General features: G+C 46.2%; 18 protein-coding genes. 13 read left to right on the forward strand and 5 right to left on the reverse strand.

Annotated features, from left to right (window positions below; genetic code table 11):
• Window positions 1-2: 2 nt before the first annotated feature.
• The 5 genes from lpdA to purF all read left to right on the forward strand — a co-directional run bounded on the left by lpdA (window position 3) and on the right by purF (window position 6,151).
• The gene (gene lpdA / locus A3GA_RS0106605; RefSeq protein WP_018026605.1) at window positions 3-1,763 is read left to right on the forward strand and encodes a dihydrolipoyl dehydrogenase; all 1,761 of its coding nucleotides are present in this window, start codon (window positions 3-5) and stop codon (window positions 1,761-1,763) included.
• 90 nt (window positions 1,764-1,853) lie between these two features.
• The gene (folC, locus tag A3GA_RS0106610; RefSeq protein WP_018026606.1) at window positions 1,854-3,152 is read left to right on the forward strand and encodes a bifunctional tetrahydrofolate synthase/dihydrofolate synthase; all 1,299 of its coding nucleotides are present in this window, start codon (window positions 1,854-1,856) and stop codon (window positions 3,150-3,152) included.
• Window positions 3,153-3,170: 18 nt separating this feature from the next.
• On the forward strand, window positions 3,171-4,166 hold the full coding sequence (locus A3GA_RS0106615) for an SPOR domain-containing protein (RefSeq protein WP_018026607.1): 996 nt from the start codon (window positions 3,171-3,173) through the stop codon (window positions 4,164-4,166).
• A 23-nt stretch (window positions 4,167-4,189) separates the two neighbouring features.
• A complete protein-coding gene (locus tag A3GA_RS0106620; RefSeq protein ID WP_018026608.1) occupies window positions 4,190-4,678 on the forward strand; it encodes a CvpA family protein in 489 nt (162 codons plus the stop codon).
• 45 nt (window positions 4,679-4,723) lie between these two features.
• A complete protein-coding gene (gene purF, locus A3GA_RS0106625) occupies window positions 4,724-6,151 on the forward strand; it encodes an amidophosphoribosyltransferase (RefSeq protein ID WP_018026609.1) in 1,428 nt (475 codons plus the stop codon).
• A gap of 334 nt (window positions 6,152-6,485) precedes the next feature.
• Here the strand turns inward: purF and A3GA_RS0106630 are convergent, their stop codons facing one another.
• The 5 genes from A3GA_RS0106630 to map form a co-directional block, all read right to left on the reverse strand.
• On the reverse strand, window positions 6,486-8,834 hold the full coding sequence (locus A3GA_RS0106630; protein ID WP_051052501.1) for a nitric-oxide reductase large subunit: 2,349 nt from the start codon (window positions 8,832-8,834) through the stop codon (window positions 6,486-6,488).
• A gap of 419 nt (window positions 8,835-9,253) precedes the next feature.
• Window positions 9,254-9,733 carry a disulfide bond formation protein B gene (locus tag A3GA_RS0106635; protein WP_018026611.1) on the reverse strand — a complete coding sequence of 160 codons (480 nt, stop codon included), beginning with the start codon at window positions 9,731-9,733 and terminating at the stop codon, window positions 9,254-9,256.
• A 3-nt stretch (window positions 9,734-9,736) separates the two neighbouring features.
• A complete protein-coding gene (locus A3GA_RS0106640) occupies window positions 9,737-10,429 on the reverse strand; it encodes a MarC family protein (RefSeq protein WP_018026612.1) in 693 nt (230 codons plus the stop codon).
• Window positions 10,429-13,050: a [protein-PII] uridylyltransferase gene (locus tag A3GA_RS0106645; RefSeq protein WP_018026613.1), complete on the reverse strand. Its 2,622-nt coding sequence runs from the start codon at window positions 13,048-13,050 to the stop codon at window positions 10,429-10,431. The genes A3GA_RS0106640 and A3GA_RS0106645 overlap by 1 nt, the downstream gene beginning before the upstream one ends.
• A 5-nt stretch (window positions 13,051-13,055) precedes the next feature.
• Window positions 13,056-13,835, reverse strand: coding sequence for a type I methionyl aminopeptidase (map, locus tag A3GA_RS0106650; RefSeq protein WP_018026614.1), 780 nt, complete (start codon window positions 13,833-13,835; stop codon window positions 13,056-13,058).
• Window positions 13,836-14,054: 219 nt separating this feature from the next.
• Between map and rpsB the strand changes: the two genes are divergently transcribed.
• The 8 genes from rpsB to rseP all read left to right on the forward strand — a co-directional run bounded on the left by rpsB (window position 14,055) and on the right by rseP (window position 21,701).
• Window positions 14,055-14,828, forward strand: a complete 774-nt coding sequence (gene rpsB, locus A3GA_RS0106655; RefSeq protein WP_018026615.1) for a 30S ribosomal protein S2 — start codon at window positions 14,055-14,057, stop codon at window positions 14,826-14,828.
• 140 nt (window positions 14,829-14,968) lie between these two features.
• On the forward strand, window positions 14,969-15,844 hold the full coding sequence (gene tsf, locus A3GA_RS0106660; protein WP_018026616.1) for a translation elongation factor Ts: 876 nt from the start codon (window positions 14,969-14,971) through the stop codon (window positions 15,842-15,844).
• A gap of 149 nt (window positions 15,845-15,993) precedes the next feature.
• A complete protein-coding gene (gene pyrH, locus A3GA_RS0106665) occupies window positions 15,994-16,713 on the forward strand; it encodes a UMP kinase (RefSeq protein ID WP_026156853.1) in 720 nt (239 codons plus the stop codon).
• Window positions 16,714-16,744: 31 nt separating this feature from the next.
• Window positions 16,745-17,305, forward strand: coding sequence for a ribosome recycling factor (gene frr / locus A3GA_RS0106670; RefSeq protein WP_018026618.1), 561 nt, complete (start codon window positions 16,745-16,747; stop codon window positions 17,303-17,305).
• Window positions 17,306-17,335: 30 nt separating this feature from the next.
• A complete protein-coding gene (gene uppS / locus A3GA_RS0106675; RefSeq protein WP_018026619.1) occupies window positions 17,336-18,079 on the forward strand; it encodes a polyprenyl diphosphate synthase in 744 nt (247 codons plus the stop codon).
• Window positions 18,080-18,103: 24 nt separating this feature from the next.
• Complete coding sequence (locus A3GA_RS0106680; RefSeq protein WP_018026620.1) at window positions 18,104-18,976, forward strand: phosphatidate cytidylyltransferase; 873 nt, start codon at window positions 18,104-18,106, stop codon at window positions 18,974-18,976.
• Window positions 18,977-18,995: 19 nt separating this feature from the next.
• On the forward strand, window positions 18,996-20,174 hold the full coding sequence (dxr, locus tag A3GA_RS0106685) for a 1-deoxy-D-xylulose-5-phosphate reductoisomerase (RefSeq protein ID WP_018026621.1): 1,179 nt from the start codon (window positions 18,996-18,998) through the stop codon (window positions 20,172-20,174).
• An 81-nt stretch (window positions 20,175-20,255) separates the two neighbouring features.
• Window positions 20,256-21,701: an RIP metalloprotease RseP gene (gene rseP / locus A3GA_RS0106690; protein ID WP_018026622.1), complete on the forward strand. Its 1,446-nt coding sequence runs from the start codon at window positions 20,256-20,258 to the stop codon at window positions 21,699-21,701.
• The last annotated feature ends 101 nt before the right edge of the window (window positions 21,702-21,802 follow it).

Here is a 21,802-nt window from a genome sequence, read left to right on the forward strand (position 1 = left end):
CAATGAGTAAAATTGAAGTTGTTGTTCCCGATATCGGTGATTTCGATAATGTCGATGTGATTGAGGTTTTAGTCGAGGTCGGTGAGGAAATTCAAGTTGAGCAAAGCTTAATTACGGTTGAGTCAGATAAGGCCTCAATGGAAATCCCCTCATCGCATGCGGGTAAAATCGTTGATTTAGCGGTTAAGGTTGGCGATAAGGTGTCCCAAGGTAGCGTCTTATTGACGTTGGAAAGTACAGCGGCAGCGGAGACTGCCGATAGTAGCTCCAAATCAACGACTACCACTCAAGCGAGCGCCGCTGCGGCTCCGGCCAAAGCTGCTAGTGCGGCGGCAGTCAGCGCCAAAGCAGGTGAGGGCGCTTATGATGTGGTGGTACTTGGCGCAGGTCCTGGTGGTTACTCGGCAGCCTTTAGAGCGGCTGACTTGGGTCTCAAGGTGGCATTAATTGAGCGCTATTCAACCCTGGGCGGCGTCTGCTTAAATGTGGGTTGTATTCCATCTAAGGCTTTGTTACATAATGTCTCCGTACTTGAGGCGGCTAAGGGTTTATCTGCGGCGGGTATCCATTTTGCTGAACCGGAAGTGGATCTGGATAAGTTGCGCGAAGCTAAAGATCAAGTGATTAATAAGCTCACGGGTGGTCTTGCGTTTATGGCTAAGGCGCGCAAAGTAGAGGTGATCGTTGGTCATGCTAGCTTTAAGGATGATCATCACTTTGTGGTACAAAAGGAAGATGGCTCCTCACAAGAGGTGGCTTTCCATCATGCGATTATTGCGGCTGGTAGTGAATCGGTTAAATTGCCATTCCTTCCTGAGGATGAGCGTATCGTCGACTCGACCGGTGCTCTGCAATTACGTCAACAACCTAAAAAAATGCTAGTCATTGGTGGCGGTATTATTGGTTTGGAAATGGCCACCGTGTATTCAGCGCTTGGTGCACGTATTGATGTGGTTGAAATGATGGATGGTTTATTTGCTGGTGCGGATAAGGATTTAAGCCGCGTTTGGCAAAAGCGTAATCAGCATCGCTTCGATAATTTAATGCTTAACACCAAAACTGTGAGTGCCGAAGCCAAGGAAGACGGTATTTATGTGAGCTTTGAAGGGGATAAGGCGCCAACAGAGCCGCAGCGCTATGACTTAGTGTTGCAGGCAGTGGGTCGTCGCCCTAATGGCGCTAAAATAGACGCCGATAAAGCTGGTGTTGCGGTGGATGAGCGCGGCTTTATTGCGGTAGATGCACAAATGCGCACCAATATACCGCATATTTTTGCGATTGGTGATATTGTGGGGCAACCGATGTTGGCGCACAAGGCAGTGCATGAGGCGCATGTGGCGGCCGAGGTCATTGCCGGTAAGAAAACCGTGTTTGATGTGCGGGTGATTCCTTCTGTTGCCTATACCCATCCCGAAATTGCTTGGGCTGGTTTAACCGAGGAGCAAGCAAAAGCACAAGGGGTTAAGGTTGAAAAAGGCTTATTCCCATGGGCTGCTTCTGGTCGCGCTATTGCGAATGGCACCGAAGATGGTTTTACCAAGTTGTTATTTGATGCCGAAACTAAGCGCATCCTGGGTGGGGCGATTGTGGGTGATCATGCCGGTGATTTAATTTCCGAGGTGTGTTTAGCCATTGAAATGGGGGCCGATATCGATGATATTGCTGCCACCATTCATCCGCATCCAACCCTTGGTGAGTCTGTTGGTATGGCAGCAGAAGCGGCACATGGCGTTTGTACTGACTTACCGCCAGTAAAGCGTTAAAATAGAGCTGTTTAGGCTAAGCGTAAGGAGCTTTAATTAAACATTAAATGCCTCTTACGCTTTTTTTATTTTCTTAAATATCCGTAGTTAATGAGCATCATCCCCACCTCCCACAGCAGTCTTAGTACATGGCTAAGTTATTTAGAGCATTTACACCGTCAGGAAATTGATTTAGGTCTAGATCGAATTAAGCAAGTGGCAGCACGCCTACCCATCGAGTTAGATAGTATTAAAATAGTGGTCGGCGGCACCAATGGTAAGGGTTCCACCTGTGCTATGTTAGAGTCGATTTATTTGGCTGCTGGCTATCGAGTGGGCTTATACACCTCACCCCATCTCATCCGCTTTAATGAGCGCATTCGTCTCAATGGCTTAGAAGCTAGCGATCAGCAAATTGTGGAGCAACTCGCCATCATTGAAGAAGCGCGTGGTGATATCAGTCTCAGTTATTTCGAATACACGACCTTAGCGGCGATACTGCTTTTTAAAGCAAACGATATACAGGTATCGATTTTTGAGGTGGGCTTAGGCGGCCGGTTGGATGCGGTTAACATCATTGATGCCGATTGCTCGATTATCACGTCGATTGCGATTGATCATATTAATTACTTGGGTGATACACGAGATCAAATCGCCTGGGAAAAAGCACATATTTATCGCCAGGGCAAAGTCGCCATCTGTGCCGATCCAGAGCCGCCACAAAGCTTAATTGATTATGCGCAGGAAATCGGCGCGGACTTACAGTTATTTGGACGTGATTTTAATTATACTGGCGATCAGATCCAGTGGACCTATATTGGTAAGAATCAACGTCGCCACGCTTTAGCATATCCTGCCTTAAGAGGAGCCAATCAATTAATTAACGCAGCCGCTGCCTTGACAGCCGTTGAAGCGTTAAAAATGTCTGCACCAGTGCCGAATCAGTCGATTCGTGAGGGTTTATTAAGGGTTGAATTAGCAGGCCGTTTTCAAATCCTGCCAGGTCAACCAACCACGGTACTGGATGTGGCGCATAATCCACATGCGGCTGCCGTGCTACAGCATAATCTCCATGCCATGTCCTATTTCCCCTATACCACGGCGGTATTCGGTATGCTGGACGATAAGGACGTCAGCCAAGTCATTAAATGCTTGGAAAAAACGGTGGATTATTGGTATTGTGCAAGTTTATCCGGCACCCGTGGTGTCTCAGGACAGGCATTAGCTGATAAAATAAACAGTTTAATCAGTAAAGACAAAGACGGCTTACCGGAGGTTAGGGTCTTTGATAGTCCACATCAGGCCTATGAAGCGGCCAAGGCTCGTAGCACCCCCGAAGACCGGATTGTGGTTTTTGGTTCATTTTTAACGGTCGCAGATGTGCTTGCGCATCTGCCATCATCGAATTAATCTGAGGTTATAACTAGTATGGCATTTTTCGGTTCAGGTAAAAACCAGCGTCAGGAGGTTCAGTATGAACAAAGACGTAGCAGTTCCCGACAGCAGCAACGCTATCAAAACGATCGTGAACTTAGAGAGCAGCGTATTAAATCTCGCAATCGTTTAATTGGTTCGGTGATTCTGGTGTTAGCGGCGATTATTATTTTACCGCTTGTTTTAAATACGGATGATAGTGGTAGTAGCAGTCAAAGCACTAGCCCCTTAATCCAACCGGGCTCAGCCATTGGTCAAGGTAGTGGTTTAGTGGTTGAGAGCTCACCTGGGGTACAAACACCAAGTGACCCTCACTTAGCCACCCAAAGTTCTGAGGTTGCGGAGCAGGGCACTGAGTCTAGTGCTACTGGCATAGAAGGTGAAGAGCAAGAAACGCCTGTCGCGGTTGCTGCTGCAAATACTCAGAGCGAGACAGGTTCTGCAAGTACCGATTCATCTACGGTCTCCGTTGCCGAAGCCACAGCCACTCAGAGTGCGGCGCAAGAGGCAGCTGAGCGTGAGCGCGCCGAGCAGGCGGCAGCCGAACGTGAACGGGCGCAACAGGCACGTGCTGAGCAGCAAAAGCAGCAAAAGCAGCAAGCCCAAGCAAAGCAACAAGAGCAAGCCAAACAACAGCAAAAATCCAAGAATCAAATTGATGATAAAAAGCGCACCGATGATGGTAGCAAGGCTTTAGCCATCCTTGAGGGTAGAACCCCAGCTGCCAGTAGCTCGGCACCTGCAGCTAGCACCGGAGGCGAGTTTAGTTTGCAAGTGGCTTCTTATAGCTCGGCAAATGATGCCCGAGTGCAGCGTGATCGTTTAAGAGGATCGGGCGTATCTAATGCTTATGTACAAAGTGCCACCGTTAACGGTAAGCAAGTGTATCGTTTGCGGGTCGGTCCTTTTTCAACCCGCGAGGCTGCACAGGCAGCGCAAACCCGTTTGCGTGCGCTTAACTTCAGTGATAGCTACGTCACGGGTCGCTAAATCTGCTCCTCCTTCGTTGAATCATGGCAACTTTTGATTATGTTGTTTTAGCGGTGATCCTCGCATCAGGTCTACTCGGCTTGATGCGAGGCTTCCTCAAGGAAATTTTTTCTCTTCTGGCTTATGTCTTAAGCTTTTTGGCAGCCATCTGGTGGGGCCCTCACTTAATTCCTACCCTCGCTCGCTATATCGATCAGGCAATTTTAACCGTGGGCTTAGCCTATTTTCTGGTCTTTATTGCCAGTTTATTATTGTTAGGTCTACTCAACAAAACACTCGGTGCCTTATTGGATGCGACTGGCCTAGGTTCGGCTGATCGCGGTTTGGGTTTTTTATTCGGTATCTTCCGCGGTGTGATTATTGTTTTAATTCTCGTTTTAATCGCAGGTTGGAGTGCTTTACCACAAGAACCATGGTGGGTTGAGTCAAGTTTTGCACGGATGTCGGTCGATGCGATTCGAATGATAAAAACTTGGGTGCCGGAGGGGATTGCGGTTTATTTACCCTATTAAAAGGGTTTAAAATATTGTTCTTAGTGTTTTTTTAGGCGTATTTTCATGTGTGGCATTATTGGCATTCACGGTTGTTCCCCAGTCAATCAATTACTTTATGATGGTTTGTTGTTATTGCAGCATCGCGGTCAAGATGCCGCCGGTATTGCAACCTACCAAAATAATCAATTTCATATTTTCAAAGCACAAGGTTTAGTACGTGATGTATTCCGCACGCGTAATATGCGTTCTTTACCGGGTAATAGCGGTATCGGGCAGGTGCGCTATCCAATTAGCGGCGCCCCAAGCGATACCGAGGAAGCGCAGCCATTTTATGTAAATGCACCTTATGGTATTTGTTTTACGCACAATGGTAACTTAACTAATTCGGACGAGCTACGTGAATCCTTGTTTAAGCACGATCGTCGCCATATCAATACCAGTTCCAATAGCGAGGTATTACTCAATGTTTTTGCCCATGAATTATATGAGGCAAGTAAAAGCAGCAGTTTACAGGTGTCTGAGATTTTTGATGCAGTAACGGCGGTGCATCGTCGTGTCAAAGGCGCCTATGCCGCAATTGCGCAGATTGCTGGTTACGGTCTATTAGCTTTTAGAGATCCAAATGGTATTCGTCCGCTTAGTTTAGGCACACAGGAAACGCCGCAGGGAGTTGAGTGGATCCTAGCCTCTGAGTCGGTCGCAGTGGAGGGGATAGGCTTTGAGTTCGTGCGTGATGTAGCGCCCGGTGAGGCTATTTTTATTGATACCGAGGGTAAACTGCATTCGCGTTTATGTGCTGATAATGCGCAATTAAGTCCTTGTATTTTTGAGTACGTTTATTTTGCGCGTCCCGACTCTACCATTGATGGGGTTAATGTCTATAACTGTCGTTTACGCATGGGTGAGTTGTTGGCCCAAAAAGTGGCACGTGAGCTACGTTTATCGGAAGTCGATGTGGTGATGCCGATTCCGGATTCCTCCAGACCAGCTGGTATGGAATTGGCCTCGACGCTCGATTTGTCCTATCGTGAGGGCTTTATCAAGAATCGTTATGTTGGTCGCACCTTTATTATGCCGGGTCAGACAGTGCGTAAGAAGTCGGTCCGCCAGAAGCTAAATCCGATGAGCATTGAGTTTAAGGGTAAAAATGTGCTGTTGGTGGATGACTCAATTGTACGTGGTACCACTAGTCGTGAGATTGTGAGCATGGCGCGTCATGCAGGTGCCAATAAGGTGTTTTTTGCGTCCGCTGCGCCGGCAGTTCGTTATCCTAACTTCTATGGCATTGATATGCCAGATCAGAGCGATTTGATTGCCTATGGTAAATCGACTGAGCAGATTGCGCAAGAAATTGGTGCGGATGCGTTGGTCTTTCAAGACTTGGACGATCTAAAGTTAGCGATATCCGAATTAAACCCTAAGATTGAGCGCTTTGATGCGTCGTGCTTTGATGGCGATTATGTCACCGGTGATGTGGTTTTAGCTGGTTAGTAGGTTTATAGGAAATGGCGCTGCGATAGTTTTTAGCAAGCGCCATTTTAGTGAATGTGTGTCGAGACGGGTGAACCCGACAGCGCTTAATAATGAATCGCTAGCCTTAAGGGCATAGATATCCGAATGATAAGTGTGGCACAATCAGGCACAGCCTAACATAGCTATAAGCTATGCGTATCCCGAGGCTTTAAGCTGCTTAAAGTATCGAATAACTCGTTTGTCTTACTTAGTAAGGGAGCAAATAAAAGCCGCTGCTCCTGAAATTCAGTGAATAGCGGCTTTTTAGATTCTAGCTTTTTGATTATATCAGCTCAGTGTTTATGGACTAGGCTTACAGCGTTTCCACCTTGGTAGTGCGGACTGCTGTGTCGTGAGCTTGACCACCACAACCACCGCAGCAGCTAAATGCTTCATCATCTACTTGCTCTGGCCTTGTAGAATCCGATTTGCCTAGTAGTCCTTTCACTACTTGTAATAAAATAGCTAGACCGCCTACGATAAAGACTACATCACCAATGGTACGTAACCAGCGTAGTGTTTCTAAGAAATCTTGTTGTAAGAATCCTTCACTACGTGCATACCACATCCCTTTAGTCACGCTTGCGTAGAATTGGTATAAACCAATTGGTAACAAGCTGATGGCGATCATGAGTACTAAACCAATGTTTAAACCCCAGAAGCCGATTCTCATCAGTTTGTCGCTAAATACCATATTCGGACGTATATAACGTAGCACCATCAAGACAAAACCGAGCGATAGGAAGCCATAGACACCAAAAAGTGCCGCATGTGCGTGAACCGGCGTAGTGTTAAGGCCTTGTAAGTAGAACAAAGAAATGGGTGGGTTAATGAGGAAGCCGAAAACACCTGCGCCAAGCATGTTCCAGAAAGCAACTGCCACGAAACACATGAGCGGCCAACGTAGTCTTTCCATCCAAGGTGACTTATCCTTAAGACGCCAGTTTTCCCAGGCTTCATAGCCCAAAAGGATCAAAGGTACCACTTCTAATGCACTAAACGCTGCGCCAACGGCCATGACTGGGGTTGTAGTGCCCGCAAAGTACAAGTGGTGGAAGGTACCAGGAACACCACCTACTAGGAATAGTGTGGCCGCAATAAGTGTGGCAACAGTGGCCAAGCGTTTAGATACTAAACCGAGTGATACAAAGACAAGTGCTAAGGATGCGGTAGCAAATACTTCAAAGAAACCTTCTACCCATAAGTGTACAACCCACCAACGCCAGTATTCCATGATCGGAAGTGGTGTATGTTCACCATAGAATAAACCAGTGCCATAGAATAAACCAATCGCAACAACAGAGGCAGTAAAGATTGCTAGTAAATGCTTGTCACCTTTCTGTCTTAAGCCATTGATCAGTCCACGCATCATTAGAACTAACCAGAAGGCAATGCCGACAAATAGTAAGAACTGCCATACACGACCTAAATCTAGGTATTCATAACCCTGGTGTCCCCACATAAAGTTTAGGTGTTCAGGCATATGACCGGCAATAGCGATGTAGTTACCTATAAATGAACCAACCGTTACAATGAGTAGGGCTGCGAATAGGATATTAACACCCAAGCGCTGATACTTAGGATCTTTAGCACCATTAATAATGGGTGTTAAAAAGAGGCCAGCTGTCAGAAAGCCACTGGCAATCCATAATACAGCACTTTGTAGGTGCCAGGTTCTAAGTAATGAATACGGGAACCACTTAGATAGTTCAATGCCGTAGAAGTGTTGACCCTCTACTGTATAGTGCGCTAGGGCGCCACCTAAAAATATCTGGAAGATAAATAAAACGACTGTCAATAAAGCATACTTCCATAGCGCTTTTTGTGAGTCAGTCAGTGCCATAGCAGTAATCGGATCGCGTTTAGGCGGTACCGTATCGTCTTCTTCTTCATTGCGCAAGAAAGCCCAGCCCCAGACTAAAAAGCCGATACCAGCGACTAGAAAAATAATTGAAATAATCGACCAGACGATGTTCTCAGCAGAAGGGACGTTGTCAATGAGTGGTTCAGGTGGCCAGTTGTTGGTGTAGGTGACGTCATGACCAGGACGATCTGTGGCTGCAGCCCATGCTGTCCAGAAAAAGAAATCAGTTAGTCTTTCACGGCGCTCAGGATCCGGCAAAGTGTTTTCCTTCATGGCAAAGCTCTCGCGAGATGATCGCAAGCTCGGCTCATCACCATAGAGGTCTTGATAGTAACCAGCTATATTTTGAATCGCTTGGACACGACGTTCAGAAAGTGTCACAGAATCAGTGGCTTCATCGTATGTATTTGTACGATACTCGGCTTTTAAATGAGTCTGTAGAATAGCTTGTTGGGTAGGTTCCAACTGATCATAACTCTGACCATACTCGTCTTGAGCAGCTAGTTCTAACCAAGCTAATAACTCACGATGGAGCCAGTCAGCAGTCCAGTCAGGTGCCTGGTAGGCGCCATGACCCCAAATTGAACCGATCTGCATGCCGCCGGTACTTTGCCATGCGGATTGACCTCGCAAAATATCCTCTTTACTCATGAGGACTTGATCGCTAGTTTCTACCTTAAACTGTGCCGGCATGGGTGGCACATTGCGATAGATTTCGACACCGTAGTAACCCAGAATAGATAAAGTTACCATGAGGGTTGCTATCAGAGTCCACCAGAGTTTTTTATACTGTCCCATAGGGCGCTCCTTGGAAATTCCGAGTAAACTCGGGACTAAAAAAATAAGTAAATCAGTATTTGCTTTTTTACTTACAACTAAGATGTATTTAATATACATCTTTAAGGTAAAGTATACAAACTTTTACTTCTTTTGGCTATGGCAATGACGTAGATTGATTAAATTCATCACTTAGAATGTCTTTTGAGCATGAGGTAAATGCATGTTTGGCATTTGAAGTTTAAGTAGCGAAGGAAGCGGGGATGGTGCTAATGTGTTGAATTGAAGGAGTATGGTTATGACCTTACTGCTGACTAAGCTAAGAGCCTAGCTACGCCTTAGAAATAGCAGATGGCAAGGCCTAACTTAGCTTCTTAGCCTAATGAATGCAGAGACGAGTTCGAGGCGTAGTACTAAAACATTGGCTATTGATTAGCTAATTAAGCCTTTCTAAACAAACTAAAAATCAAAACAATAGTTAATAGCGCAAATAGTATTAAAGCCCAAAGCGCATACTCCACCCCAAAGAGGGTGACGGCGGCGTCCATGCAAGTAGCATAAATACCAAATAACCAGGGTATAGCACTATCTAAGCCTGTGTAACGTGAGATGAAGACATCAGCAAAGCTCATATCGCATGAAAAGCTTTGGCTGGCAACAGTGGCTTGATGCCAAGCTGCCCACATACCGCTAATAGAAAAAACAGCCGCGATTGCGCTGATGATTTTTTGATAGCTCAGTGAATTGGATAAATTTGCTAATAAACAAATCAAGGCAATCAGAATAAACATCAAGCGTTGCAATACACACCAAGCACAAGGTAGCATTCCTAGTACGTGCTGGCTAAAGACAGCAAAAACCACGGCGGCAATGCAAACAACGGCGATAAGATTAAGTAAACGAGGTTGCGATAGTGGCATAGATCACGCTCTACTCACAAAGGGAATACTGACAATTAATTGGAATAGTCCATTCCACATAATCTGAATCCCAATACAAATTAATAAAAAGGCGACCAAACGCATCACCACAGCCATGCCAGTTTGACCCATTTTAGTCATAATGCGCACCGCAAAGCGATTAGCCATATACAGTAAAAAGCCGATGGTAAAGCACCCCAAGATGATGCCAAAGACCGCAAACACCTGCTCCGTGCTGCCGCTACTACCCTTGAGTGAGGCACCTACGGTGATGGCTGCGGCAATGGAACCGGGACCTGCGGTTAGGGGAAAGGTGAGCGGGTAAAAGGTACTCGCTTTCATCTTTACCTTGTCAATAGTAAAATCATCGGCTAGTTTTTCATGGTGACCGCTATCGGGGTCCTCCGCATTGAGTAACTTCCAGCCCGCATGCACCACAATCAAGCCCCCAGCAAGTTGCACGATGGGGATAGTGATGCCAAACATTTTTAAAAAGACATTACCGAAGAGAGCAGAAACTAATAAAATGACAAAGCTGTAAATACCGACCTTGCGAGCGATAAGGCGGCGCAATTCCTTGGTTGCACCCGCTGTCATGGTCCAAAACACTGGTGTCACATAGAGCGGGTTCAAGATCGGCAATAAGGTACCGAGTACCAGTAAAAAACTACCAATGGTAATAGTAAAATAAAGCATTAATTTGCGGTGTGATGTGTGGTGGATGGGAGGAGCTCATTTAAGGTCTCCATAATAGCACGTTCAAAGTCTAATTGTGATTGCAAATTCTCCAACGCAGCGCCCTGAATAATAAATATATCTTCTACGCGTTCGCCTAAGGTGAGCAGGCGCGCCATGCGTAAATTAATCTTAAACTGACTAAAAATATGGGCTAAGCTGTAGAGAATGCCTGGGGTATCGGTGGTATTTAGCTGTAAGCGCCAGTAGCGTCCATTTTCTTCGCGATCAAGCTGCACCCTAGGCCGTACCGGAAAGCTGCGTGAGCGGCGTTGCCCAGCCGAGGTGGTAGGTAAGCGCTCATTATCAATCGCCGGTTCTGCCAAGGGTTGTGCTAAATCCAGTTTTTTAGCGAGTTCAGCTTCAATGATTTTGGCAAAGCCAGTAGCATCGCCCGCAAAGCGCGAGCTTTCAACCAGGAAGCTGTCCAGCGCATAGCCATTGATGCTAGTATGAATCTGCGCTTCGTAAATATTAATTTGTTGCTCATGAAAGTAGGAGGCAATGCGCTCAAAGAGTGCATCCTGGTCCTTAATAAAGACCAGTATTTGCATGGAGTCCGCTCGCTCCGTGGGTCTCGCTCTAACAATCGCATGCTCGGTATTTGTGTGCTGATACAGGTGCAGGGTATGCCAGGCAATATCCTCTGGTTCATGTCGAAGAAAGTAGGCATTATCCATTTTGGACCAAAATTGCTCGCGCTCATCTTCGTTCATACCAGCGGCTCTAATTAAGGCATCTGCTGCCTTTTTACGCTGTTCAAGAAATTTGTTGCGATTAAAATTATTATCACCCAGGGCACTGGCGCAGAGGTAATAGAGGTTTTCAATCAACTTCGCTTTCCAGCTATTCCAGACCTTGGGGCTGGTGCCACGAATATCGGCCACCGTCAATAAATAAAGAGCAGCCAGCCGGCTTTGTGTACCAACACGGGCAGCAAACGTACGAATCACTTTTTCATCAGATAAATCTCGTTTTTGGGCCACATTCGACATCAGAAGATGCTCGGCAACTAGAAACTGGAGCAACTCAATTTCTTCCTGCTCAAGATTGTGTAACTTGGCAAAAGCGGTAACTTCCTTGGCCCCTAATTCTGAATGATCGCCGCCGCGTCCCTTAGCAATATCATGGAATAAGGCAGCAATATACAGCAGCCAGCGATCCTCAAAGTTTTCCATCAATTGATGCGCTAGCGGATTTTCATCGCTAAACTCCGGCATCGTAAAGCGGCGAATATTACGAATCACCATCAGTGAATGTTGATCTACGGTATAGACATGATATAAATCATGTTGCATCTGACCCACCACCTTTTCAAAAGCAGGAATATAAGCGGGTAAGACATTCAGATAATTCATCATGCGAAAGCTTTGCACGATGCGTTTTGGTTGCTTTAAGATTTGCAAAAATAACCAATGATTCACCGGATTATTTCTAAACTGCTCATCAATACGATCGACGGCGTCCCAAATTAAACGCTGGGTTCTGACGGAGATGGTTTGGATTTGCGGGTGCTGTTGAAATACTAAAAAGGTTTTTAAGAGGAGCGGGGGTTTACGTAAAAAAGCATCCTCCCGAATCACATCTAGCTCCTCATCGATGATTTTAAAATCGCCCTCGAGTAGTTGCTCTGTTTCAACCCGATTTTCAAAAAAATAACTTTCAAAAATCTGCATCATAAAGCCGGTGATCACATAGACCGTACGTGCATCTTGATAATATCTTTGCATCAGTACTTCACTGGCACGCTTACTCGCTTCGGGTTGAATGGCAAACTCGCGCGCTAATGCAATTTGCACATCGAACAGCAAACGGTCGTCATTTTTACGATTAAGTAGATGCAATTCAATTCTTAAGCGCTGATAATTGCTTTCCGCAGCTTTCATTTGCAAGGCTTCATTATCCCTCATCAAACCCGCGCTGACGAGGCGGTGCCACGAAGGCTTGATGCCAGCCGCACGGGCAATCCAATGAATCAATTGAATATCACGGATACCACCAGGCGATTCCTTGCAGTTGGGCTCTAAAGCATAGGGCGTGTCGGCATAACGTGCATGTCGCTGCTTGTACTCCAAGGCTTTGGCACGGTAGAAAGAGGCCGGATTAAATTCTGCCTTAAAACGTTGTTGTAGTCTATGAAAAATCGCCGATTCACCAAGCAGCCAGCGTGACTCTAATAAGCCGGTGGCAATGGTTACGTCTTTTTGTGAGGCTTCTACGCATTCATCAATGGTGCGTACGCTATGGCCTACCTCTAGCCCCAAATCCCATAAGGTGGCGATAAATACTTCCAGTTGATCCTGCTCGCTAGGGCTTGGTGGGCTATTTAGTAGAATTAATAAATCAATATCTGAGCAAGGATATAACTCACCGCGACCATAGCCTCCCACGGCGCATAAGGCAGCATTGGCGGGTAGGGGATAATGAGCCGCCATTTGATGTAAGACTTTGTCTACAATACAACTCAGTTGCTGCAGCAATTGATCAGGACGACTCCGATCCTGCTTATACAATGCAATTCCCGCATCGTATTGTTGACGCAATTGCTGCTTAAACTGAATGCTGTGGGCGGTGAGATTCATCGCAATTACTCAGCGGGCGGTTCAGGCATGCCGGGTGAGGTGGATAGGACTTCGTAACCATCATCGGTCACGATTAATTGATGCTCCCACTGTGCGGATAGGCTACGATCCTTGGTGACCACGGTCCAGCCATCGCCCAGTACAGACGTATGATATTTACCGGCATTAATCATTGGTTCAATCGTAAATACCATGCCTTTTTCTAATTTAAGGCCAGTGCCAGGCTTACCATAATGTAGTACTTGTGGATCCTCGTGCATAACCTGTCCGATACCGTGCCCACAATAGTCACGTACGACAGAGAAACCGGCAGCTTCGGCATGGCTTTGAATTGCATGACCAACATCACCTAAGGTGGCGCCAGGCTTGACCGCACGAATGCCTTTCCACATGCATTCAAACGTGGTCTGAACGAGGCGTAGAGCCAAGATGGAGGGCTTGCCAATCATAAACATACGACTGGTATCACCAAACCAACCATCCTCTTCAATGGTAATATCTAAGTTGATGATATCGCCGTCTTTGAGCTTTTTATCGCTAGGGATGCCATGGCACACCACATGATTAATGGAGGTGCAGATAGCCGCTGGAAAGGGTGGGTTACCATAGCCGACCGTAGCCGAGCGAATGCCTAATTCCTTAATCCTTTCGCGAGTTAGATGCTCAATCTCAGCAGTAGTGATCCCAGCCTTAATAAAAGGGGTTAAATAGTCTAAAATACCGGCAGCTGTCTGCGCGGCGCGACGAACTTTTGCAATATCGTCAGAGTTTTTTATGGTTGCCATTAAATCGTTTCCAAAATATTAAACAATCGTATATAATTATACACTTTATTTTCTACGGCAAAATCACTCTAAAAGTGGCTGTGGAAAGTATCATTTTAAATCATTTACTATTTTTAATCGCGTGTGTGCCACCCGAGGGTGTTGGTATAAGCTTTTTTAGTTTAATCGCTTAAGCCAATCCTGAGCCCACACAAGACCAAACCCTTTGGAGTTGATATTATGTCATTAATGCGTGAAATGCTAGAAGCTGGTGTACACTTTGGTCACCAAACTCGTTACTGGAACCCGAAAATGGCTCCTTATATTTTCGGTCAGCGTAACAAAATCCACGTTATTAACTTAGAAAAGACAGTACAAAAGTACATCGAAGCGATGGAATTCCTACGTGCTGCTGCTGCCCGCGGTGAGGAAATCTTATTCGTAGGTACTAAACGCGCTGCGCGTGAAATTATTGCTGCAGAAGCAGAGCGCGCTGGTTCACCTTATGTTAACAACCGCTGGTTAGGCGGTATGATGACTAACTTTAAAACAGTTAAGTCTTCAGTGAAGCGCTTAAAAGATATGGAAGCGGCTGAGGCTGATGGTAGCACTGAGCTGATGAGCAAAAAAGAAGCGCTTATGTTTACGCGTGAGTTGGATAAGCTCGAAAAATCAATTGGTGGTATCAAGGACATGGCTAAGTTGCCTAGCGTGATCTTTGTAATTGACGTTGGTTACCACAAGATTGCTATTCAGGAAGCTCGCACTCTAGGTATTAAGATTGTTGCCGTAGTGGATACTAACCACTCACCTGACAATATTGACTACATCATCCCGGGTAACGATGACTCTGCAAAAGCCATCGCCTTATATGCGCGCGGTGTTGCGGATGCGATTATCGCCGGTCGTGAGGAGCGTGACGGTGCTTTAGTTGAGATGCTTCAAGATGAGCAGCAAGCAGAAGAAGCTGCGCAAGAGGAAGTGGTTGAGACTGAAGACTCAACTGAAGAGTAATTTACTCAGTTGTTTTATAACGCCTTAATTTTGTCATTAAATTAGGGTACATTTGACTGGAACAGTTGGGCTGTTCTAATAGAGACAATGAATAGCCCCGTCTTTCGATACGGGGCTTTTTTTTACTTTTGGAGAATTACATGGCTGCAATTACCGCTGCAATGGTGAAAGAACTACGTGAAAAAACCGACGCACCAATGATGGAGTGTAAAAAGGCTTTAACTGAAGCTGACGGCGATATGGCGCGTGCAGAAGAGATTTTGCGTGTTAAATTAGGTAATAAAGCCAGCAAAGCTGCTAGCCGTATTACGGCTGAAGGCTTAGTCGGTATTTATGTTGCTGATGACGCTAAAACTGGTGCGCTAGTTGAGGTTAACTGCGAAACTGACTTCGTATCTAAAAACGATGATTTTATCGCCTTTGTTAATGATGTGACTAAGCTTGTTGCAGAAACGAATCCTGCTGATTTAGAGGCTTTAAATGCAACACCTTTCCGTGACGGTACGGTTGAATCTGTGCGTGCGGCTTTAGTTGGTAAGATTGGCGAAAATATCTCTGTACGTCGCTTTGAGCGTTTTGAGACTGAGGATAAATTAGCGCAATACAACCACGGTGGTCGTATTGGTGTACTAGTTGATTTCAGCGGTGCGGATGAGGTTGGTAAGGATCTTGCCATGCACGTTGCTGCCTCTCGTCCTAAAGCCTTAGATGAAGCGGGTGTACCGGCCGAGTTAATCGAAGCAGAGCGCTCAGTAGCCAAGCAAAAAGCTGAAGAAGATGGTAAACCTGCCGATATTATCGAGCGTATTGTTGAGGGTACTGTTGCTAAATTCCTCAAAGAGGTTGCCTTAGTATCTCAGCCTTTTGTTAAGGACGATAAGCAATCCGTAGCTCAAATGCTTAAAGCGAATAACGGTTCTGTAAAAGCCTTTACGCTGTACGTGGTTGGTGAAGGGATCGAGAAAAAGCAAGAGGATTTTGCTGCTGAAGTAGCCGCTGCTCAGTCTTCACTGTAATTCTATCGCTTAATTATCAGCCGCTAGTTACTTGGTCGGCTGATAATCATAGAAACCGAGATTTATAAGATCTCGGTTTTTTTATGCTTGACCTTATTCGAGCAGTAATCTTTGATAAAATGGGGCAAGTCTTTTTATATGGTGCGCAAATGAGTAGTGAAATAGCTTATAAACGAGTCTTATTAAAGCTTTCCGGCGAAGCGTTGATGGGTGATGATGCTTTTGGTATTAATCGTCAGACCATTAGCCGCATGACCCAAGAGGTAGCTGAAATCGCCAAGATGGGTGTGGAATTAGCAATTGTTATCGGTGGTGGTAATATTTTCCGGGGAGTAGCGCCAGGTGCTCAGGGTATGGATAGAGCAACGGCTGACTACATGGGTATGTTAGCCACGGTGATGAATGCCTTAGCACTGCAGGATGCGCTTAAGAGTCATGATGTGGTGGCGCGTGTGCAATCTGCCATCAGTATTGATCAGGTGGTTGAACCTTATATTCGTCCAAAGGCTTTACGCTATTTGGAAGAACACAAGGTGGTGATTTTTGCCGGCGGTACGGGTAACCCATTCTTTACCACGGACACGGCTGCGGCCCTACGTGGTGCTGAAATTGGTGCTGAAATCGTACTTAAAGCAACTAAGGTAGATGGTATCTATAGCGCCGACCCTAATAAGGATCCTAAAGCTACCCGTTATAGCAATATCACCTTTGACGAGGCGATCGCTAAGCGCCTTGAGGTGATGGATGCAACGGCCTTTGCTTTATGCCGTGATCAAAAGTTACCCATTAATGTCTTCTCCATCAATAAGCCTGGCGCCCTTGAGCGTGTGATTCGTGGTGAGGATGAGGGTACCTTGGTGCACGTCTAGTTTAAGAATAATTAGTAAAGAGATAAAACGTATGAGTACAAGTGAGATTATTAAATCGGCTGAAAGCCGTATGGGTAAATCAATCGAGAGTTTAACGACGAATCTAGCCAAAATCCGCACTGGCCGTGCCCACAGCGGTCTATTAGACCATGTGCAGGTGGATTACTACGGCTCCATGGTGCCTGTTAGCCAAGTAGCCAATGTCACCGTGATTGATGCGCGTGCCTTAAGTGTACAGCCATGGGAGAAAAATATGCTTTCCGTGGTTGAAAAGGCGATTCGTGAGTCAGACTTAGGCTTAAATCCTGTGCCTATCGGTGATTTAATTCGGGTGCCGATGCCAGCTTTAACTGAAGAGCGTCGTCGTGAATTAACTCGCGTTGTGCGTGCTGAAGGCGAAGATGCAAAAGTCGCTATCCGTAACCTACGCCGTGAGGCCAATGACGGTCTTAAGAATTTGGTCAAGGACAAAGAGATCTCTGAGGATGACGAGCGTCGCTATCAAACCGTGGTGCAGGACTTAACTGATAAGTTCGTCAAAGAGATTGATGCCTTAATTGCACGCAAAGAGGAAGAGGTGATGACTGTTTAGTGCAGTTATTATCTCCATTTGTAGGTGTCAATGATTAGTTCAACGCAGGCTGTGCCTGCCGTATCCGCCATTCCGCAGCATCTCGCTGTGGTGATGGACGGTAATGGTCGCTGGGCGACTGAGCGTCATTTACCACGTACCGCAGGCCATATTCGAGGCGTTAATGCGGTGCGTCGTATTGTGCGTTATTGTGGTGACAAGGGTATTAAGTACCTGACCTTATTTAGTTTCAGTTCTGAAAATTGGCGCCGTCCTAAAGAAGAGGTGGACTTATTGATGCGCCTTTTTTTGCGTTCTTTGCAAAAAGAGGTCAATAATCTGCATAAAAACGGGATTCGCTTACGCGTTGTGGGTGATATTAGCGCCTTTAGTCCGCAAATTCAGCACTTAATTGCAGAAGCCGAAGAGCGTACCAAGGATAATGACTTACTTCATCTCACCATCGCCGCAAACTATGGTGGTCGTTGGGACATTTTGACTGCATTTCAACGCTATATGCAGGCGCATGGTACGCATCCCGACACTGTGGTGGATGAGGCGGTCTTTGATCGCTATCTCAGCATGGCGTGGGCACCCGAGCCCGACTTATTTATTCGTACTGGCGGTGAGCAGCGGATTTCCAATTTTTTAATTTGGCAATTAGCCTATACTGAGCTTTACTTTACTTCGACGTATTGGCCGGATATCAAGGCTGAACATCTGGATGAGGCCTTGGCTTGGTATGCTGGGCGTGAACGTCGTTTTGGGCAGACCAGTGCTCAATTATTAAGCTAGTTTATTTCCACGGTTGAGAGTGTTATGTTGCGTGAACGCCTGATAACGGCAGTGGTTTTATTATTAATACTTGCCGTGTTGTTAGCGCTAGAGCAAAGTGTTTATTTTGCCATTTTTTGTGTGATTGCCTCAGGTTTAACCTTGGCAGAATGGTGGCGTATCAGCATGGATACACGCTATCAAATGGCTGCTTATGCCGTGGCTGCTGGGCTGACCCTGCTCGCAATTTATGTTACGTTAAAGCTACCGACAGGTGTTGCGGACAGTGCGCCGTTGACGGCGAGCCTATTATTTGAATTAGGCTTTATTTTTAGTGTGATTAGTGCCTTTATCTGGTTAGTGATTGTGCCTTTTGTCTTAGCTAGGGCACAAACGGATCGTAAAGCACAGCCCGTTTTTCATAGCCTCTTTGGTTTATTCACAGTTGCTGCGACCGCCTTGGCCTTGGTGTTTTTTGTGCAATATTTAGGCTCTTGGTTTGTGTTGTCCTATTTTATCTTAATATGGTGTGCCGATAGTTTTGCTTATTTTGGTGGACGCTATTTTGGTGGCCCTAAATTAGCGCCGGCCATCAGTCCGGGCAAAACTCGCTCTGGTGCTCTTTGCGGTATTGCGGCAGCAACAATTTGGTTAGTGCTGAGTGCTTATGTCAGCCCCAGTTCCTTTGGTGGTATCTTATTACAGCAAAGCAATCTCTTTGTCGTGGTGTTGAGTGCGTGTGTACTCAGCATTTATTCAATTATGGGCGATTTATACGAATCGCTGATGAAGCGCCGTGCCGGTCTTAAGGACTCTAGTCGAATCTTACCCGGTCATGGCGGGGTCTGGGATCGCTTGGATTCAGCGTTGGTAGTCACACCATTAACCTTTTTATTAATCTATTTATTTCAAGTTTAGGATATCAGGGGTGATCTAGATGGCACAAGCTCAACGGATTTGCATACTTGGCGCGACTGGCTCAATCGGTGAAAGCACCTTAGATGTGATTGCAAGCCACCCTGAGGCTTTTGAAGTATACGCCATGAGTGCCTTTAGCCAAGTTGAGAAGCTAGTTGCCCTCAGTATTAAGCATCAACCCAAGGTCTTAGTCCTACCGCATGCGGCAGCGCGGCAACAATTCATTGCGTCATGGCCTAGTAATCAGCCGCTACCTGAAATCCGTCTTGGTGCTGAGGCCTTAGTTGATACAGCCACTGATACGGCGGTTGATACCGTTGTTTGCGCTATTGTTGGTAGTGCTGGCCTAGCCTCTGCTTTTGCTGCTGCCCAAGCGGGTAAGCGTATTTTGTTGGCCAATAAGGAGGCTTTGGTTGCTTCGGGTCAGCTGTTTATGGAAGCGGTAAAGCAGAGTGGGGCGCAATTACTGCCTATCGATAGTGAGCATAATGCGATTTTCCAATGCATGACACGGCCCATTCAAGCCTCACAGATTAAGGAGATCATTCTAACCGCTTCGGGTGGCCCCTTCAGAGATACAGATCTTAGCTTACTGGATAGGGTAACGCCAGCGCAAGCCTGTAAGCATCCTAATTGGTCCATGGGTCGTAAGATTTCCGTCGACTCGGCGACCATGCTTAATAAGGGACTGGAAGTGATTGAGGCGAAGTGGCTATTTGACATGCCCTTAGAAAAAATTAAGGTGGTGGTACACCCAGAAAGCATTGTCCACTCCATGGTGCATTATGTGGATGGCTCGATTCTAGCTCAATTAGGTCACTCGGATATGCGTATCCCGATTTCCTATGCCTTAGCTTACCCAGAGCGGCTTACTAATCAGGCGCCGGACTTTGAGTTAAGTGATTTGTGTCAGTTGAATTTCAGACTGCCGGATTTGGCTCGTTATCCCTGTTTGGATTTGGCCTATCAAGCCATGAATGCGGGGCAGCAAAGTACTATTGTATTAAATGCGGCGAATGAAATCGCCGTTGCCGCCTTTTTAGATCGGCGTATTCGCTTTACTGATATAGCGCGTTTGATTGCGCTGATGTTGGAACAAAACTGGTCTTATACGGTCGATTCGATTGAAGCCGTGCATGCCCTAGACCATGAGGTGCGTCGTCAGGCCACCGCACATTTAATGCAATTTAGCGCCTAAAGGCGTGCTAGCGCAGCGAATGCGTTTAAGCGCTGATAGCGCAAGGATGTATTATTTTAATTAGCTTACTTAACTTTTTTCATGCTAAGCACTGTTATTAGTTTTTTAATCACCATCAGTATTGTCGTCGTTTTTCATGAATGGGGACATTATTTGGCGTGTCGTCTTTTTGGTATTCATGTAGAGCGTTTTTCACTTGGTTTTGGTCAGGTGATTTATAAAAAAACCGATCATCGGGGCTGCGAATGGGTGCTGAGTGCCTTACCCCTGGGTGGTTATGTGAAGCCCTTATCGGTTGCCTCGGAGCAATATGGCGCCTTAATGGATAGGCCTGAGGGCTTGCCTGCTAAACCGATTGAGGCAGTCTCACCGTGGCATCGCTTTGTGGTCTATGCGGCTGGTCCCTTATTTAGCTTTATTTTGGCTATTCTAATTTATACCGGACTGAATCTTAAGGGTGAACAACAGGTGGTGGCCATCTTAGCTGAACCGCCTGCGGCGTCGCTAGCAGCAGAGGCCGGTTTGCGCCGGCATGACTTAATTGTGGCGGTGAATGGTAAACCGGGCTACAGTTGGACTCAGGTGAGTGAAGCATTATTGGAACCCATGCATTTTGGCGGCGAGACGCAGTTGAGCGTGATTCGGCAAGTGGATCGCCACTCCTTAGCGGATCATATGAGCGATTTAACACAGCGCTTAGCTTCCTATCCTAGAGAGAATCTGTTGCTTCGCTTTAACTCAGTGGATGGCACCCTGGAAAATCGAGATTTAATGCGTGAAAGCGGTCTGATACTGGATACCACACGGGTTAAGGTGATGGAGGTGATTGCAGATAGTGCGGCTGCTCAAGCAGGCTTGCGTGAGGGCGATATTATCAGCGGTTTTTGTGAGCCTGTACCTGCCGTTAGTAGCGGTGATACGCCTGAAGCACCAGCAGATGACAGCTTCGGTCTGGCTGCTTTGATGCAAGCGTTTAAAGCGCATCCTGAACAGTCTCTGTGTTTATCTGTGGAACGAGATGGAGCTTTGCTACAGCTCGCTATTACTCCAGAACGGGTCACTAGCGAGGGACAAAGCGTTGGGCGAGCTGGTGTGCGCCTAGCGGCTGACTTGCCGACGATTACGGTGCGTTATGGGCTGGTGGATAGTGTTAGTCGTGCTATCAGTAAAACTTATGATTTAGCTGCGATGTCTGTTAATGCCGTCATCAAGATCGTTACAGGTGATATTTCTTGGCGCAATCTAAGTGGCCCGATTACCATTGCCGATTATTCGGGTAAGGTAGCGCAAGCAGGGGTTTGGCCTTTTATTTCATTTATTGCTTTGATTAGTTTGAGCATTGGGGTACTTAATCTACTCCCTGTGCCGGCCTTAGATGGAGGCCAGATGGTCATTTGTGTGATTGAGGGCTTACGTGGTAGACCCTTGCCTGAGGTCGTGCTGCAGCATATCCATCAACTAGGCTATTTACTTCTTTTAGTATTGATGGTATTGGCCTTTAGCAGCGATATTTTCAGACTTTTGTAAAAAAATGATAAATCCACGTTAATCAAGTGGCATAATTGAGTAGTTTTACACTTTATTTGACTTTGCTAACAAGATTGGCTAATTTGTCATAAACTTGTAAA

The sequence above is a fragment of the Oligella urethralis DSM 7531 genome (assembly GCF_000372065.1).
In the GTDB taxonomy this organism is placed as follows: domain Bacteria; phylum Pseudomonadota; class Gammaproteobacteria; order Burkholderiales; family Burkholderiaceae_B; genus Oligella; species Oligella urethralis.

What these genes read in the sequence shown, in the direction of transcription:
- lpdA (WP_018026605.1), top strand. Translation starts at nt 3, where the DNA reads ATGAGTAAAATTGAAGTTGTTGTTCCCGATATCGGTGATTTCGATAAT.
- folC (WP_018026606.1), top strand. Translation starts at nt 1,854, where the DNA reads ATGAGCATCATCCCCACCTCCCACAGCAGTCTTAGTACATGGCTAAGT.
- A3GA_RS0106615 (WP_018026607.1), top strand. Translation starts at nt 3,171, where the DNA reads ATGGCATTTTTCGGTTCAGGTAAAAACCAGCGTCAGGAGGTTCAGTAT.
- A3GA_RS0106620 (WP_018026608.1), top strand. Translation starts at nt 4,190, where the DNA reads ATGGCAACTTTTGATTATGTTGTTTTAGCGGTGATCCTCGCATCAGGT.
- purF (WP_018026609.1), top strand. Translation starts at nt 4,724, where the DNA reads ATGTGTGGCATTATTGGCATTCACGGTTGTTCCCCAGTCAATCAATTA.
- A3GA_RS0106630 (WP_051052501.1), bottom strand. Translation starts at nt 8,834, where the DNA reads ATGGGACAGTATAAAAAACTCTGGTGGACTCTGATAGCAACCCTCATG.
- A3GA_RS0106635 (WP_018026611.1), bottom strand. Translation starts at nt 9,733, where the DNA reads ATGCCACTATCGCAACCTCGTTTACTTAATCTTATCGCCGTTGTTTGC.
- A3GA_RS0106640 (WP_018026612.1), bottom strand. Translation starts at nt 10,429, where the DNA reads ATGCTTTATTTTACTATTACCATTGGTAGTTTTTTACTGGTACTCGGT.
- A3GA_RS0106645 (WP_018026613.1), bottom strand. Translation starts at nt 13,050, where the DNA reads ATGAATCTCACCGCCCACAGCATTCAGTTTAAGCAGCAATTGCGTCAA.
- map (WP_018026614.1), bottom strand. Translation starts at nt 13,835, where the DNA reads ATGGCAACCATAAAAAACTCTGACGATATTGCAAAAGTTCGTCGCGCC.
- rpsB (WP_018026615.1), top strand. Translation starts at nt 14,055, where the DNA reads ATGTCATTAATGCGTGAAATGCTAGAAGCTGGTGTACACTTTGGTCAC.
- tsf (WP_018026616.1), top strand. Translation starts at nt 14,969, where the DNA reads ATGGCTGCAATTACCGCTGCAATGGTGAAAGAACTACGTGAAAAAACC.
- pyrH (WP_026156853.1), top strand. Translation starts at nt 15,994, where the DNA reads ATGAGTAGTGAAATAGCTTATAAACGAGTCTTATTAAAGCTTTCCGGC.
- frr (WP_018026618.1), top strand. Translation starts at nt 16,745, where the DNA reads ATGAGTACAAGTGAGATTATTAAATCGGCTGAAAGCCGTATGGGTAAA.
- uppS (WP_018026619.1), top strand. Translation starts at nt 17,336, where the DNA reads ATGATTAGTTCAACGCAGGCTGTGCCTGCCGTATCCGCCATTCCGCAG.
- A3GA_RS0106680 (WP_018026620.1), top strand. Translation starts at nt 18,104, where the DNA reads ATGTTGCGTGAACGCCTGATAACGGCAGTGGTTTTATTATTAATACTT.
- dxr (WP_018026621.1), top strand. Translation starts at nt 18,996, where the DNA reads ATGGCACAAGCTCAACGGATTTGCATACTTGGCGCGACTGGCTCAATC.
- rseP (WP_018026622.1), top strand. Translation starts at nt 20,256, where the DNA reads ATGCTAAGCACTGTTATTAGTTTTTTAATCACCATCAGTATTGTCGTC.